General features: G+C 63.2%; 12 protein-coding genes and 1 pseudogene. 7 read left to right on the forward strand and 6 right to left on the reverse strand.

Translation table 11 applies throughout. The annotated features are described in order from the left end of the window. Position 1: 1 nt before the first annotated feature. The 3 genes from BMX92_RS19460 to BMX92_RS19470 are packed head-to-tail and all read left to right on the forward strand — an operon-like array spanning position 2 to position 2,936. Positions 2 to 1,162, forward strand: a complete 1,161-nt coding sequence (locus BMX92_RS19460; protein WP_093019601.1) for an acetyl-CoA C-acetyltransferase — start codon at positions 2 to 4, stop codon at positions 1,160 to 1,162. After that, positions 1,162 to 2,163 (forward strand): NAD(P)H-dependent flavin oxidoreductase, encoded by a 1,002-nt coding sequence (locus tag BMX92_RS19465; protein WP_093019603.1) that lies wholly within the window; start codon positions 1,162 to 1,164, stop codon positions 2,161 to 2,163. Before BMX92_RS19460 ends, BMX92_RS19465 begins: the two co-directional genes overlap by 1 nt. Beyond that, on the forward strand, positions 2,160 to 2,936 hold the full coding sequence (locus BMX92_RS19470) for an enoyl-CoA hydratase-related protein (protein ID WP_093019605.1): 777 nt from the start codon (positions 2,160 to 2,162) through the stop codon (positions 2,934 to 2,936). Before BMX92_RS19465 ends, BMX92_RS19470 begins: the two co-directional genes overlap by 4 nt. Positions 2,937 to 3,038: 102 nt before the next feature. Here the strand turns inward: BMX92_RS19470 and BMX92_RS19475 are convergent, their stop codons facing one another. From BMX92_RS19475 to BMX92_RS28435, 6 genes and pseudogenes are all read right to left on the reverse strand, one after another. Next, positions 3,039 to 3,782: an SDR family NAD(P)-dependent oxidoreductase gene (locus BMX92_RS19475; RefSeq protein WP_093019607.1), complete on the reverse strand. Its 744-nt coding sequence runs from the start codon at positions 3,780 to 3,782 to the stop codon at positions 3,039 to 3,041. A 13-nt stretch (positions 3,783 to 3,795) separates the two neighbouring features. Next, complete coding sequence (locus tag BMX92_RS19480) at positions 3,796 to 4,173, reverse strand: hypothetical protein (protein ID WP_093019609.1); 378 nt, start codon at positions 4,171 to 4,173, stop codon at positions 3,796 to 3,798. Position 4,174: 1 nt separating this feature from the next. Next, positions 4,175 to 6,100 carry a linalool dehydratase/isomerase domain-containing protein gene (locus tag BMX92_RS19485; protein WP_093019611.1) on the reverse strand — a complete coding sequence of 642 codons (1,926 nt, stop codon included), beginning with the start codon at positions 6,098 to 6,100 and terminating at the stop codon, positions 4,175 to 4,177. 134 nt (positions 6,101 to 6,234) lie between these two features. Continuing rightward, positions 6,235 to 8,595, reverse strand: coding sequence for a TonB-dependent receptor (locus BMX92_RS19490; RefSeq protein ID WP_256213516.1), 2,361 nt, complete (start codon positions 8,593 to 8,595; stop codon positions 6,235 to 6,237). Between the two features lie 105 nt (positions 8,596 to 8,700). Further along, positions 8,701 to 10,596, reverse strand: a complete 1,896-nt coding sequence (locus BMX92_RS19495; protein WP_371262481.1) for a TonB-dependent receptor — start codon at positions 10,594 to 10,596, stop codon at positions 8,701 to 8,703. A gap of 6 nt (positions 10,597 to 10,602) precedes the next feature. Continuing rightward, positions 10,603 to 10,803 (reverse strand): annotated as a pseudogene (locus BMX92_RS28435) (hypothetical protein); the annotation flags it as partial. Positions 10,804 to 11,236: 433 nt separating this feature from the next. Between BMX92_RS28435 and BMX92_RS19500 the strand changes: the two are divergent. The 4 genes from BMX92_RS19500 (at position 11,237) to BMX92_RS19515 (ending at position 14,620) form a co-directional block, all read left to right on the forward strand. Continuing rightward, a complete protein-coding gene (locus BMX92_RS19500) occupies positions 11,237 to 11,956 on the forward strand; it encodes a GntR family transcriptional regulator (RefSeq protein WP_177185155.1) in 720 nt (239 codons plus the stop codon). 141 nt (positions 11,957 to 12,097) lie between these two features. Continuing rightward, complete coding sequence (locus tag BMX92_RS19505) at positions 12,098 to 12,412, forward strand: EthD family reductase (protein WP_093019619.1); 315 nt, start codon at positions 12,098 to 12,100, stop codon at positions 12,410 to 12,412. 24 nt (positions 12,413 to 12,436) lie between these two features. Next, positions 12,437 to 13,621, forward strand: a complete 1,185-nt coding sequence (locus BMX92_RS19510) for a hypothetical protein (RefSeq protein WP_218145807.1) — start codon at positions 12,437 to 12,439, stop codon at positions 13,619 to 13,621. Positions 13,622 to 13,636: 15 nt separating this feature from the next. Next, positions 13,637 to 14,620 carry a phosphotransferase family protein gene (locus tag BMX92_RS19515; protein ID WP_093019621.1) on the forward strand — a complete coding sequence of 328 codons (984 nt, stop codon included), beginning with the start codon at positions 13,637 to 13,639 and terminating at the stop codon, positions 14,618 to 14,620. The last annotated feature ends 255 nt before the right edge of the window (positions 14,621 to 14,875 follow it).

The raw sequence follows: 14,875 nt of genomic DNA on the forward strand, positions 1-14,875 counted from the left end.
CATGACCGACGCTTATATCGTTGAAGCCGTCAGAACCGCCGGCGGACGCCGCAATGGCGCGCTGGCAGGCTGGCATCCGGCCGACATGGGCGGCGAGGTGCTGAACGCACTGGTCGACCGCAGCGGGATTGATCCGGCCGCGATCGAGGATGTGATATTGGGCTGCGTGACACAGGCGGGCGAGCAGGGTTTCGCCTTTGCCCGCAACGCCGTGCTGGCGTCCCGCCTGCCGCAGAGCGTGCCCGCCGTCACCATCGACCGCCAGTGCGGATCGTCGCAACAGGCGCTGCAATTCGCGGCGCAGGCTGTGATGTCCGGCACGCAGGATGTCGTCATCGCCGCCGGCGCCGAAAGCATGACGCGCGTGCCGATGTTCTCCAACATCAGCTATCATCAGCGCGAAGGCGTGGGCGTGGGGCCGTTCAGCGATCGGATCAAGCAGCGGTTCGGCGTCGAAACGTTCAGCCAGTTCGAAGGGGCCGAGATGATCGCGGCCAAATATGGTTTCGATCGTGACGCGCTGGATCGCTACGCATTGCAAAGCCATCAGCGCGCCGCCGCTGCGACGCAGGCCAAGCGCTTCGCATCGCAGATCGTGCCGCTGGAAACCGAAAACGGCCTGCATGTCACGGATGAAGGCATCCGCGCCGACGCCACGCTGGAGGGAATCGGATCGGTCAAGCTGCTGAAGGAAGGCGGCGTGGTATCGGCCGCCAATGCCAGCCAGATTTGCGACGGGGCGTCGGGCATATTGGTGGTCAACGAGCGGGCGTTGAAGGCGCATAACCTGACCCCGATCGCCCGGATCGTGAACATGACGGTGACGGCCGGCGACCCGATCATCATGCTGGAGGAACCGATCTTCGCGACACGCAAGGCGCTGGAGCGGGCGGGCCTGACGATCGGCGACATCGATCTATATGAAGTGAACGAAGCCTTCGCGCCGGTGCCGATGGCCTGGCTGAAGGCGCTGGGCGCCGATCCTGAGAAACTGAACGTCAATGGCGGCGCGATCGCGCTCGGTCATCCGCTGGGCGCGACCGGCACGAAGCTGATGGCGACGCTGGTGCATGAACTGCGCGCGCGGGGCCAGCGTTACGGCCTGCAAACCGTGTGCGAGGGCGGCGGCATCGCCAATGTGACCATCGTGGAGGCGCTGTAATGGCGATCGGCACACGCATTACCGAGTTGCTGGGCATCGAACATCCGATCGTGCAGGGCGGCATGATGTGGGTCGGCAGGGCGGAACTGGCCGCTGCCGTCTCCAATGCCGGGGGTCTTGGCATATTGACGGCGCTGACCCAGCCGACGCCCGACGATCTGCGCCGGGAAATCGACCGCTGCCGGTCGATGACGGACAAGCCGTTCGGCGTGAACCTGACCATATTGCCGTCGGTGACGCCGCCGCCCTATGCGCAATATCGCAAGGCGATCATCGATAGCGGTGTGCGGATCGTCGAGACGGCCGGGCACAAGCCGCAGGAGCATGTCGAGGATTTCAAGGGCCATGGCATCACCGTGCTGCACAAATGCACCGCCGTGCGCCATGCGCTGTCGGCGGAGCGGATGGGCGTGGATGTCATTTCCATCGACGGCTTCGAATGTGCCGGCCATCCGGGCGAGGATGATATTCCCGGCCTGATCCTGATCCCCGCTGCGGCGGACAAGGTGACGGTGCCGATGCTGGCGAGCGGCGGCTTTGGCGACGGGCGCGGCCTGGCGGCAGCGCTGGCGCTGGGGGCCGAGGGGATCAACATGGGCACCCGTTTCTGCGCGACGGTCGAAGCGCCAATCCATGAGGCTGTGAAGCAATTCATCGTCGCCAATGACGAGCGCGCGACCAACCTGATCTTCCGCCGGTTCCACAACACAGGCCGCGTCGCGAAGAACAGCGTGTCGGATCAGGTGGTCGCCATCAGCCAGCAGCCCGAAGCTGTGTTCGAGGACATCCGACCCTTCGTGTCCGGCGCCAAAGGGCGTGAGGCTCTGGAGACGGGCAATCTGGACGCGGGCCTTGTCTGGGCCGGGCAGGTGCAGGGTCTGATCCATGACATTCCGACCTGCCAGGATTTGCTGGCGCAGATCATCGGGGACGCCGAACGGATCATCGCGGGGCGCCTCGCCGGCTTCCTGCAACGCCAGCCCGGAAAGGTGGCCGCATGACCTATCACTATGTGGACGTGTCGCGGGAAGGACCGTTGACGATCGTGACCCTCAACCGACCCGAAGCGCATAATGCCCTGAATGCCGAGGCGCATCTGGAGTTGCAGGCGGTCTTCGATGATTATCAGGCCGACGACAGCCAGTGGGTTGCGATCATCACTGGTGCGGGGCCGAAAGCCTTTTGCGCCGGGCATGATCTGAAGCAGCAGGCGTCAGGCGGTGGTATGGCCACGCCGCCCAGCGGTTTTGCCGGCCTCACCAGCCGTTTCGGCCTGCACAAACCGGTCATCGCAGCAGTAAACGGCGTCGCCATGGGGGGTGGTTTCGAGATCGTGCTGGCCTGCGACATCGTGGTTGCGTCGCAGAACGCGCTGTTCGCGCTGCCGGAACCAAGGGTCGGTATCGCTGCCCTTGCAGGCGGGATGCAGCGATTGCCGCGCATCATCGGCTTGCAGCGCGCCATGGGCCTGTTGCTGACCGGACGGCGCGTGCGTGCGCAGGAAGGCTATGCGCTTGGCTTCGTGACGGAGGTGACGGAGGGCGATGTGCTGGAAGCCGCCCGACGCTGGGCGGGCGAGATATTGGCGTGCAGCCCGATGTCGATCCGCGCGACCAAGGAAGCGACGCATCGCGGCCTGACCATATCCGTGCAGGATGGCATGGAAGGAGAATGGGACTATCCCACGATGAAGGCGCTGCTGGCGTCGGAGGATTTTGTCGAGGGGCCGAAGGCCTTTGCGGAGAAGCGCACGCCCAACTGGCTGGGCCGGTAAAAGCGACCTTTGCGTTCCCCGGCGCAGGCCGGGGTCCAGTCACCCGGCCTGCGCCGGGGAACGCTTCATAAAAGCCAATAGGTCTACGGGCGCCCAAGTCTGTCAGGCCATCAGCCCGCCGCCATTGGCGTGCAATATCTGGCCGGTGATGAAACTGGCGCGGGACGAGGCGAGGAACAGTATCGCTTCGGCGATCTCGCGCGGTTCGGCAAGGCGGCCGAGCGGCAGGACGCTGGTGACGGCGTGAACCGCGCCGGTCGTGTCGGATGCCATCAGCGCATCGACGGTTTCGGTGCGGGTGGGGCCGGCCGACACCGCGTTGACGCGGATATACGGCGCCCCTTCCGCTGCCAGCGTGCGGGTGAACGCCTCTACCCCGGCCTTGGAAGCGGCATAGGCGGACAGGCCCGGCGTCGGAAAACGGGCGGCGGTGGACGACATATTGACGATCGCCCCACCCCGCTCGCGCAGGATCGGGAAGGCCGCGCGGCAGAAGATCATGGTGCCGCTCAGGTTGGCGGCGATCGTATCGGCATAGAGGGCGTCGGTCGTCTCCTCGATCCGGGCGGTGGGGAAGATACCCGCGATATTGGCAAGGATGTCGAGGCCGCTGCCATGGCCGATCGCCTTTGCGACGGCGCGTGTCGCGGTATCGGCCTGCGCTATGTCGCCGACGATCATGGTGGCGGCTTCGCCCAGCCCTTCAGTTGCCTTTGTCAGAGCAGACGCATTCCGCCCCACCAGCACCACCCGCGCACCGCGCTCCACCAGCAGGGTCGCAACGGTCAGGCCGATGCCTCTGGAACCGCCGGTAACTATGGCGGTCTTGCCCGCAAATTCCCCCATCACGCCCCCTCGCCTATCCGCTGATGGTGCGATGGCGCGTGCCGTCGGCGTCGATCACCAACCGCACGCTCTGTTCCCCGTTCATGCCGCACATGGCGGCATAGACGACATGCTGGCCATGCAGCCGCGACCAGCCGATATCGGCCAGTTGTGCGATATGGGTGCCATGGTCGCGATAGAGCCAGATGCCCACGCCAGCCAGTTCCACCACCAGCAGCGCCGCCACCGCCATTCGCACGCGCGGGCGGCGCAGGACAGCAGCGATGCGGGTGAAGATGGTATCGGCCACCTCCCCTTGCGGCACGGGCAGCAGGCCCCAGAAGACGGCCCAGCGCCGCAACATCGCCATCGCCTGCGCGACCAGAAAGGCAGCGATGAGGCAGCAGGCCATGTCAGGCCACCGGCACGATCGTCAGCGACGTGCGGCCTGCCAGAGCGACGGTCAGCCGCGCCTTGCCATCCAGACCCGCGGTAAAGCGCTCGTCCGTCTCGATCACGCGATAGCCGCGCCCCGGCACCAGCCGGTCGAGGCCGATGTCGCTCCGCATCGCTCCTGCGCCCGGATGCAGCACCAGTTCCAGTGCCGCGCCGTCCGTCACCGCGTGGCCGACGATGACATCGGGATAGACGGCATCGGCCAGGATCGGCCCCTTGGCCCAGGCGTCGGGCAGGCCCCGGTTCACCATATCGCGGATCGTGTTGCGCCCGCCCCAGCTTTGCGATGCTGCGACGCCCTCGCCCGATCGCTGGTCGATCGCCTTCATCGTGGCCTCGACGATGCGCTCGTCGCCCATTTCCTGCGCCGCCCAGAGCGTCACCATCAACGGGTTGAGTTCGGGCCAGCGCGAGAAATCGGCCGGCTTGCGCGTGTCCCAGCCCAAGGGCAGCAGGCGGAAGTCGAGCGACCCGTCAGGCTTCACGCTGATGAAATCCTGCTTCATCACTTCCCAAAGCCGCTCTGCACCGGCTGGGTCGTAGGGGGTCATGAAGCGCACGCCCCATGTCTCGCCGAACAGGCCGGAGAGGCTGGGCACCTGAAAGCCGAAGGGGGACGACGTGCAGACCTTGATGCGGCCATCGGCCATCATCATTTCCTCTTCCATTGTCCGGTCGAACCGGTCGCCGACCCGGGCCAGCATGTCGGTGCCGTGTCGCGCATCGTGTAGTGCCAGCGAGGTGCGGCCGACGAGGTTGCACATGGAATAGATCCAGCGCGGTTCGCAGGGGAACCAGCCCAGATCATAGCGTTTGAAATTCTTGACCACCTCTTCCAGCATGCTCTCATGGCTGTAGGGGAAGGCGGTCTTTTCATCCCAGCGGAAGGTGAGCGATCCCGGCGCGGTGAAGGGTGACGTGCCGCTCGCCGTTTCGAACAGTCCGAGCGAGACGCCCAGGAAGCCCGAAAGCATGATATTGTCGATCGTGACCGGGTTCTTCTCGATCTTGAAATTGCCCCACAGGCTTTCCCAATACCAGTAGTTCCAGGTCTTGCGGTCGATATGCTTACGGATCAGATTTTTCTGCGCGGTATTCAGATAGCCGTGAAAAGCCGGCAGGCGGGTATATTGGCCGAGCGCCAGATTCCAGGACATGGTGCAAATCTGATAGCGCAATGCGCCGTCCTGCCATGTATCCTCGGTCGAAAAACCGTTCCAGCTGTCGACCGGCTGGAGTGCGAGATCCATCATGCGGCGAAATTCGGCGACCTGTGACGGCGGCATTTCCGGTTCTGCGGTAATGGGTGCGTCGCGCATGACCGGCTGGGTCTTGGTGAGGATGGCGTTGAGTTGCGCACCGCGTGCCTTGGCAGCGGTGAAGCCCTTGCGGCGACCGAGCGCCAGACAGCCATGCAGAGCCAGCACGGCGGCCGGGATCGCCCATTCCATCCATGATACACCGCTTCGCCCCTCGATCCAGGCTGCGGAGAGCAAGGCCGTACCGACCATCACGGCAGGCGGGCCCAAGATCACGCCCCGCGCCCACCAAATGAAAATGATGACGGCAAAGGCCGCCACGGAGAGCGCCGCGCCAAGGATACCGACGCCGTCGCCGGCATAAAGGAAGCCCGCACCGGGGAAGATGAGGCCGAAGCCGAACGCCTTCCACTGCGCGCTCATGCCCAGCAGCACGGGCGCCACGCCGATCAGGAAGACGAGGCCCAGCATCGCATAGAAGCGATAGAGCCGCCGTGCCGTCAGCCGGCCATGCAGCGTCTTGCGTTCCGGGATGAGTGGGATGCGATCGACCAGCGGCGCCAACGATGGCGCGGCCTCCTCTCGCACGAAATCCGCTTCAAATGGTAGCGTCCGGGCGGTCATGGACCTCTCCTTTTTCCTTCCCGTTTAGGCCGGGAATCTTGCCATTATCGTAGAACGATTGCGTTCGACGTTCAACCGTCCATTCCTCAAGGCGGACGGCGCGCTGTGGCACGCCGTCCCAGGGGAGGATCGCGTTACATATGCCAACTGACCTGCACGCCATAAGTGCGCGGCATGCCGGCAAAGCGGGAGATCGACGCCAGATTGTCCTGCACGTTGGTCCAGTAATAGGTATTTCCGACGTTGCGGATGTAGATGCCGGCCCGCACATTGCTGTCCGGAAATTCGAAACCGGCGCGCAGGTCGACCAGTGCATAGGCCCTCATGTCGAAGCGCGGATCGGCATCGACGAAGGCGGTGGTGGTGTTGGCCAGCGCCGTCGTCGTCTTGCTGTTATATGTCAGGGATATGCCGATATAGCCTTCCGCCGAACTGCTGATCGGCGCCTGATATTCCGCGTCCGCGACCGCCGTCAGCTTGGGCGCATAAGGGAATTTCTGGCCCGAAAAATTGCGCAGGTCGCCAAAGGCGTCATAGCCTTCGAACTCGGTGATCTTGGTGTTGATATAGGTGCCGCCCAGGCTGATGCGCAGGCCATCGACCGGCCGACCGACGATCGAGGCTTCCACGCCCCAGATGCGGCTCTTGGGGATCTGCACCAGACCATCAAGCGTGCCGAAGACCGGATCGGGCTTCCGACCGCGCAACTGCTTGTCCTTATAATCATAATAGAATCCGGCCAGCGCATATTCGATGCGGCGGTCCGCCAGCGGCCCCTTGATACCCACTTCATAGGCGGTGACGGATTCCTGCTTCACCGGCACATAGCCCGAATAGCTGGCGACCGAGGCTGTCGGGAAGCTGCCCGATTTATAGCCGCGCGCGACGCGGGTGTAGAAGAGCGTGCCGCCATTCGTCTTGTAATTGGCGCCCACGTTCCAGCTGACATTATCCTCGTTCAGATTGTCGAACGCGGCCGGATCGAAGATATCCGGGAAGTTGGGCGTGAAGGTCAGGCAACCGCCGGGCTGGACATTGGTGCCGAAGATCGCGTTCCACCAGGTTGCGGTATCTCCGCCAAAATCGTTGGTGCAGCCTTCGAAGCTGCGCTTGCTGTCGGTATAGCGGATGCCGCCGATCAGGGTAATGTTAGGCGTGACCTTATATTCCGCATTGGCGAAGGCCGCGAGATTTTTCACGTCCTGCCGCGAATAGTTGAAGGTCAATATGCCGCGCGGCGCGCCGGGGATCATCCAGAGCGGGTTGGACGAGGGGCCTTCGGAGAAATTGTAGAAGAGCCGATCGTAGGTCTTGGACTTATTGTAATTGCCGCCAACGATGAAGGTCAGGCTGTCAAACTCGCCGGTGAGGCGCAGCTCCTGTGCGACATCCTTGATATAGCCGGTCGTGTTGGTGTCGACCGAGGCATAGGTGGTGCCATCGAAATCCTGCACCGAGTCCGTCTGGTAATGGGAGTAAGCGGAGATGGAGGTGAAGGTCAGATTGTCGTTCAGCTCGAAATCGGCGCGCAGGCTGGCCTGCCAGAAACTGTCGTCGCGGGCCGGGCGTCGGCCGAAAATGCCATAGCCCCAATCGGCGGCGCGCGGCGTGCGCGGGCTGCGCGGATAATTTTTGAAATTGGTGGCGTCGGGACTCCCGCAGGTGCCCTCGACCGATCCGGCGCAATTGTCCGACACGATCTGCGCGGCCTGCGTATCGCCCTTGTCGCGCCAGCCATTGAGGTTGAGCAGGAATTTCACCTTGTCGCTCGGCTGCCAGTCGAGCAGCACGCGGCCCTGAAGCATGTCCTGCTTGCCCAGTTCGTCCGACCGGGTGAAGCTTTTCTGCCAGGGGCCGGATTGGATGGTGCGTATCGCGACGCGGGCTTTGAGCGTATTGCTCATCGGGCCGGAGACATAGCCCTGCACGTCATAGGTGGAGAAACGGCCGAAGCTGGCTGTGGCGCCTGCCTTGAAATCGTCGGTCGGCTTGGCGACGATATAGTTGATCGCGCCGCCGGTGGTGTTCTGACCGAACAGCGTGCCCTGCGGCCCTTTAAGCACTTCGACACGCTCGATATCGAAGGCGGCGCCACGGGTCGGCGCGCTGAACGGCAGCGCGACTTCGTCGGTATAGACGGCCACGGTCGGCGCGGCGGACAGGGTCGTTTCGTAGAAGCCGACGCCGCGCAGCGTATAGACCGGCGTGTTGAAGGGCGAAGGCTGGACGGTCAGGCCCGGCACGATCTTGCCGAGGTCAGTCGGTGAATTGATGCCGCGCTGGAGTAGCGTGTCGCCGGTTTCCGCCGTGATGGAAATGCCGACGTCCGACAGCGACTGTTCGCGCTTGTTGGCGGTCACGATGATGTCGGCATAGTTGTTGCCGCCCCCTCCCGCCTGTGGATCGGCGGCCTGCGCGCTGGCGGTGCCAGTCCCGGCGACCAGCGCGATCAGCGATGCGCCGATGCCATATGCCATGCTGCCTGTTCGGATCATGCCCATGTCCTTCTCCCAGATTTTGCGCCCGCTTCTTGCAGGTCGCCTTCATGATCTTGCGAAAAGGCCCGCCATGGACTTGCCATGGCGGGCCTTTTGATAGGTTCACATCTTGAAGCTGGCGGTGACGCCATAGGTGGCCGGCATGCCGGTCAGCCGCCAAATCGTGTCGTAACCGACCTGCACATTGTACCAATAATATTTGTTGGTGATGTTGCGGCCCCACAGCGTCGCCGACCAGCGGCCGTCTCGCGCCCCGACACCCACCCGCGCACCGAACAAATTATAGGCATCGATGCGCAAGGACGGCGTCTGCGCCAGATCGGCGTAGGTGCTGCTGTTATAGGTCATGTCAGCGCCGATGATCAGGTCGGTCCCGCCGCCCTGAATGGGCAGGCGATATTCGATATCGGCCGTACTCGTCCATTTGGGTGAGAAGTTGAAGGATTTGCCCGACAGGTCGGTCGGCATGTTGAACGCGTCGAAGCCTGCGAAATTCTTGATTTCCGAGTCCGCATAGGACAGCGCGCCGCGCAATGTCAGCCCGTCGGACGGCTTGACGACTGCGTCGAGATCGAAGCCCTTGACCGTCGACTTGGGCACATTGGCCAGCACGGGTAGCAGGCCGAAGACCGGGTCGGTCGTGTTCGTCAGCAACTGCTTGTCGCGATAGTCGTAATAATAGCCGGCCAGGTTGAACTGGACCATGCGGTCGAACAGGCTCAGCTTCGTGCCGATTTCATAGGATGTCAGCTGCTCCTGTTTTACGGGCGCGAATTGCGAGCGGGCGGTGGCGTTGATGACGGGATAATTGCCCGCCTTGTAGCCGCGGCTGACCAGCGCGTAGAGGAGCGTGTCGCGGCTGGGCTTGAAGTTCAGGCCTGCGCGCCAGCTGACATTATCCTCCTTGAACCGCTGCACCGGGAAGGGGGCGGTGAAGGTGGCATTGTCGAGCGTGATGCAGCCGCCCGGCACGGTCAGCGGTCCACCGAACAGGCCGTTGATGACGGCCGAGAAACTGCCGTCGCCGGCATCCGCGCTACAGGCCTGATTGCTGTGCTTGAGCGAGGTGTAGCGAATGCCGCCGATCAGGGTGATCTGGTCCGTCACGGCATATTCGACATTGCCGAACGCGGCCCAACTCTTGTTCGTCTGACGCCCGCGATTGTCGTTGAACAATATGTCACCGACGCCATCGGGGTTTTCCGGCGTCGCACCGACATTGGTGGTGCTGGACAATATGCCGCCGAAATCCTGCAACGAGCTTTCATAGCTGTTGTCGGTGCTGTAATTGCCGCCGACCGTCACCAAAGCCCCGCCAAACTGGCCCGCCAGACGGAATTCCTGATTAAACGCCTCCACATGGCCGCTGGTCGTGACGTAGCTGAGGCCCAGGCTGGTGCCGTCATTGTCGAACACGCTATGGATCTTGGCATAGGCATAGTTGGACAGGGATGTGAGCGTGACCTTGTCCGCCACCTCATAATCGACGCGCAGGATCGCCTGCCCCATCTTGTTGTCGCGGTCGAAATCGCGACCCGCATCCCAATCGGCCTGGCGGGCATTGCGCCGGGGACTTGGCTGGGTGAAGAGCGCGGGGCTCGCCTGTGTCGCGACGCGCGGCGAAGCGGCGAAGAATTGCGGGATCTGATTGTCGGACTTGTCGATCCAGCCGTTAAGGTTGAGCGACACGGTCAGCCGATCGCTCGGCTGCCAATCGAGCAGCAGGCGGCCGGCGACCTTGCGCTGCGCACCGATGCTGTCGCTGCGGGTATAATTTTCCTGCCAGTCGCCCGACCGGGTGCCGGCCACCGCCAGACGCGCCGACAGCGTCGAACTCAAGGGACCACTGACGAAAGCTTCACCTTGGAACGTGTTGAACCGGCCGAATGTGCCGGTCGCGCCGGCGGAAAAATCCTTCGTCGGCTTGTTGGCGATATAGTTGATCGCGCCGCCGGTGCTGTTCTGACCGAACAAAGTGCCTTGCGGACCTTTCAGCACTTCGACGCGCTCCAGGTCGAATATCGGTCCCTGCGTCATCGGGCCATAAGGCAGCGCCGCCTGATCCAGATAGATGCTGACCGTCGGTTGCGCGCCAAGGTTGGAGGAATTGAAGCCGACGCCGCGCAATGTGTAGACCGGCGTGCCATCCGCCGCCGCCGCCACGGTCAGGGCCGGCACCACGCGGGCCAGATCCTGCGAACTGGCAACGCCCTTGTTAACGAGCGCGTCGGATGACAACGCCGTGATGCTGAGGCCGACATCGTTGATATTCTGCTCACGCTTGTTGGCGGTGACGATGATGTCGGCATAGTTTCCGGCGGATTGCGGCGCTCCGCTGTCCTGCGCCTGTACCGGATTGGCAGCCGCCAGGGCCGTGAATGAACAGCCAAGCAGCCAGGCTGATGGGGACATCAGTCGCATGGGTCTTCCTCTCCAGAAATTTGCCTGCTGTGCAGGTCGGTGCCGGAGGCCCAATCACTCCGGATGGCTTGTGTTTTCACATCACAGCTTGTTCGTCAATATCGTTCGACGATTTTATCGGAGAAAAACGCCAAACCATGAAGCTCGACTCTTCGCGCCACCATATGGACGCGGCGCCCGTAGGACGGTATTGCCGGACGAGAAACTTGATGGACCGATGATGACCAAAGCCGCGACAAAACAGGCGCCAACCGCCAAGGACACCCCTTCCGTGACGGAGAATGAGAGCGCGACCGACAAGGTCGCCGAAGCCATCACCCAGGGCATCCGTACCGGCGTGTTCGTGCCGGGGCAGCATTTGCTGGAGCCGGACCTGACGCGCCGCCTGGGCATCAGCCGGGGGTCGCTGCGCGAATCGCTCAAGCATCTGGCGGCGGCCGGCATCGTCACGCTGAACCGCTATCGCGGCGCCTATATCGGCCTGCTCGACCGCACGGCGTCGCTGCAACTGCTCGATACGCTGGAGCCGCTGGCGCGGCTGGCGGCACGACTGGCAGCAGAAAATTGCACGACATCTGCCGCGCGCAGCCAGATCGAGACAGCGATCGCCGATCTGGATCGCGCGGCTCGATCCGGCAACCGCGCCCATTATCTGGAGTCGCGGCGCGGCTTTTACGACGCGATGATCGATCTGGGCGGCAACCGCGAACTGGCGCGCGTCATCCCTCTGTCCCGCACCGACCTGTTCCGTGCGCAGATCGAGACGGTCCAGTCCGATACGCAGCGCAAGCGCCATGCGTCGGGCTATGGCCCAATCGCCAGGGCGATCATCGCCGGCGACCCGAAAAAGGCCGACCTGGCGGTGAAGAAACATTTCGACGGCACGCGCAAGACGATGACAGAATTGCCGGAAGATATATTCCCAGCCATGGGATGAACCGCAGAAATCCGGGCTTCCTGCCCGGATGACAGCCACGGTCACATCGATTAACCGATGTTTTGGCTGGACGAAATCGTCAGACACATTTAGCGTTCCAGCCGACCCCGAACGAATCGGGGCATCGGTCAGGAGAGTTTCATGCTGCGCGTTTCGGCCATCTATCCGAACCTGCCGGGCAGCCATTTCGATGGCGACGACTATGTCGGCCGCCATGCCCCCTTCGCACGCGCGCTACTTGGTCCGCATGGCCTGCGGGACTTGCGCATCACGATCGGTACTACCGCACTGGACGGCGCGCCCCCGCCCTATTGGGCGCTCAGCGAACTTATCTTCGACGACCGCGACAGTTTCGATCGCGCCATGGGCATCTGTGGCGCGACGCTGATGGGGGATGCCCCCCGCTACACCAATGTCGATCCGGTGCTGCAAATCAGCAGCCTGATCGACGCCTGACACCATAAAATCCGGGAGAATGCGATGCGGAACTTCGTGCGTCATGAAATGGACGATATCGGTCAGCTGATCGGGCTGGACGAACTGCTCAATCACCAGATCGTCGACACTTTTTCTTCCACCGCCACGGCCGATCTGGGCTGGACGGAGAAGATCTGGACGGCGCTGGTGCGCAAGGATGGCAGTCTGTCGATCGACTTTGGCCTGGGCCGTTATCATAACCGCGGGGTGATGGATGGCTGGGCCGCCGTCGCGCGCGGGGTGGAGCAATGGACCGTCCGCGCCAGCCGCGAACTGCGCGACGACCCCACCGAAACCAGCGCTGGCCCGCTGACCTATGAGATTATCGAGCCACTGCATAAGGTCCGCTACGCGCTGGCAAAAACCGACGCGCAACCGATCGCCTTCGACGTGACCTTCACGTCCGAAATGCCGCCCTTCTTCGAGGATCGACACAAGCAGCGCGAGAAGGACGGGTTCCGTATCGGCTCCGACGTGGTGCGCTATCACCAGATCGGCGTGCCGTCGGGCTGGGTCGAGATCGACGGGGAGCGGATCGAGATCAATCCCGAGGAATGGACCGAATATCGCGACCATAGCTGGGGCCAGCGGCTCGATGTGGGCGCGCACAATGCCGACGTCCGCCCCTCGTCCGACTTTGGCGACGTGAAGTTCGGCGAAGGCGAATTCGTGCTGATCTGGAGCCCGTTCATGCTAACCGCGCCAAATGGCGAGAAGCACGCCTATCACTTTTATTTCATGTCGAAGCAGGGCCGCATCTTCTACTCCTCGGGCTACCGCAACCATCCCGACGGGCGGCAGGAAAAAGTCGCGCGGGTGCGGCCTGAACTGACCTATGACGACAAGACACGGCGCCTGCTGGGCGGCAAGGTGCATTTCGACATGCTGCAGGGCGGCAGCCACACGGTGGAGGTCGAGGTGGCCGGGCCGACGGCGGTGCATCTGGGACCGGGCCTGTATCTGGGCTTCGACGGGCGCAAACATGGGTCGTGGAAGGGCAAGCTGGAGGTCGAGGGCGAGAAGTTCGACGACACGCTGGACGTCACCACATTGAAGCGCATCCGCCAGTTGCGGGATTGCCCGATTTTGGTGCGGGAGGGTGAGGCGACCGGCCATGGCATCATGGAAACCATCATCCATGGCGCGCATCCCGACATCGGCCTGACCGCCGAAAATTCGCTGATTTAAGGGGAGGCCAAGGATATGGCGCGCGACACCGACCGTCTTGCGGAAGGGCTGCGCGCCTTTCTGCCCCGTGGCGCCGGCATTACGGGGGTCAAGACCCTGTCGGCCGGCCACAGCAACGAAACCTATCTGATCGAGGGGCTGAACGAAATCCTGCGCATGCCCCCGTCCGAGGAGGGGCTGTTGCCGCCCTATGATATGGCGCGGCAGCATGCTGTATTGTCGGCGGTGAAGGCGCATGCTCCGGCGGTACCGCTGCCCGCGATGCTGGAACTGAGCACCGATCCGTCGGTGATCGGCGACGATTTCTTCCTGATGGAATGTGTGCCGGGCGAGGCGTTCGAATATGTGACGCCGGATTGGGTGAAGGCCGATCCGGTGGCGGTGCCGGACAGCATCTGTCGCCAATGGTTCGATGCGGTGATTGGCCTGCACAACATGCCTGTAAGCGAAATGCCGCCGGGCGGGCGGACCGTGCAGCAGGAGGCGCAGCACTGGCTGGACGTCGCCCGCTCTGCCGAGGCGACGAGCGACCTGATCGGCGTGCTGGAGGATCTGACAGCTCGCCCGCCGCGTCCATCCGGCGTACCGACGCCGGTGCATGGCGACCCCAAACATGGGAATTGTTTGTGGCATCAGGGGCGGTTGACCGCCCTGCTCGACTGGGAAATGGCGCAGATTTCGGAGCCTTTGCTGGACCTCGGCTATATCCTGATGTTCCATGATCAGGGGGAAGCCTCTTTGGCCGACGCCGGGTTCGAGCAGCCTGGATGGTGGTCGCCCGAGCGCATGATTGCGGAATGGGAGAAGGGCACTGGTCGGACGGCGGTGGACGTCGCGCGCTATACCGTGCTGGGTCAGGCGAAGGTCGCGGCGATCATCGCGCTGGGCGCCTATCTCTTCACCAGCGGCAAGGTGGCGGACGTGCGGTTCAAGGCGTTCGGCGCCGTGCTGCCGGCCTATATCAAATTGCTGGTGGAAAGGGCGATGGCGGCGGCCTGAATAGTGCGTTAGCCCGAAGTTCACAGTGTCGTCGGGCGATTTTGGGCCGATTGCGCCTGTGCCGCGTCAGGAAAGCGATCACCACGCACCCCCGACGCGCCACCGGCCCGGAATTTGGGTCATGGCGACGCGCCCCATAAGCGCCAGTGACGCGTCAGCAACGCGTCATCCATGCAACGGGTCGACGATAAGGCGAAGGGTTTTGGAGATTTCCTCTGATCCATCCGACAGGATAGATCAGAGGAAATCCTATAT

Source organism: Sphingobium sp. YR768 (genome assembly GCF_900111125.1).
Classification (GTDB): Bacteria; Pseudomonadota; Alphaproteobacteria; order Sphingomonadales; family Sphingomonadaceae; genus Sphingobium.

Coding starts and splice junctions, on each gene's coding strand:
- BMX92_RS19460 (WP_093019601.1), top strand. CDS start 2: ATGACCGACGCTTATATCGTTGAAGCCGTCAGAACCGCCGGCGGACGC.
- BMX92_RS19465 (WP_093019603.1), top strand. CDS start 1,162: ATGGCGATCGGCACACGCATTACCGAGTTGCTGGGCATCGAACATCCG.
- BMX92_RS19470 (WP_093019605.1), top strand. CDS start 2,160: ATGACCTATCACTATGTGGACGTGTCGCGGGAAGGACCGTTGACGATC.
- BMX92_RS19475 (WP_093019607.1), bottom strand. CDS start 3,782: ATGGGGGAATTTGCGGGCAAGACCGCCATAGTTACCGGCGGTTCCAGA.
- BMX92_RS19480 (WP_093019609.1), bottom strand. CDS start 4,173: ATGGCCTGCTGCCTCATCGCTGCCTTTCTGGTCGCGCAGGCGATGGCG.
- BMX92_RS19485 (WP_093019611.1), bottom strand. CDS start 6,100: ATGACCGCCCGGACGCTACCATTTGAAGCGGATTTCGTGCGAGAGGAG.
- BMX92_RS19490 (WP_256213516.1), bottom strand. CDS start 8,595: ATGATCCGAACAGGCAGCATGGCATATGGCATCGGCGCATCGCTGATC.
- BMX92_RS19500 (WP_177185155.1), top strand. CDS start 11,237: ATGATGACCAAAGCCGCGACAAAACAGGCGCCAACCGCCAAGGACACC.
- BMX92_RS19505 (WP_093019619.1), top strand. CDS start 12,098: ATGCTGCGCGTTTCGGCCATCTATCCGAACCTGCCGGGCAGCCATTTC.
- BMX92_RS19510 (WP_218145807.1), top strand. CDS start 12,437: ATGCGGAACTTCGTGCGTCATGAAATGGACGATATCGGTCAGCTGATC.
- BMX92_RS19515 (WP_093019621.1), top strand. CDS start 13,637: ATGGCGCGCGACACCGACCGTCTTGCGGAAGGGCTGCGCGCCTTTCTG.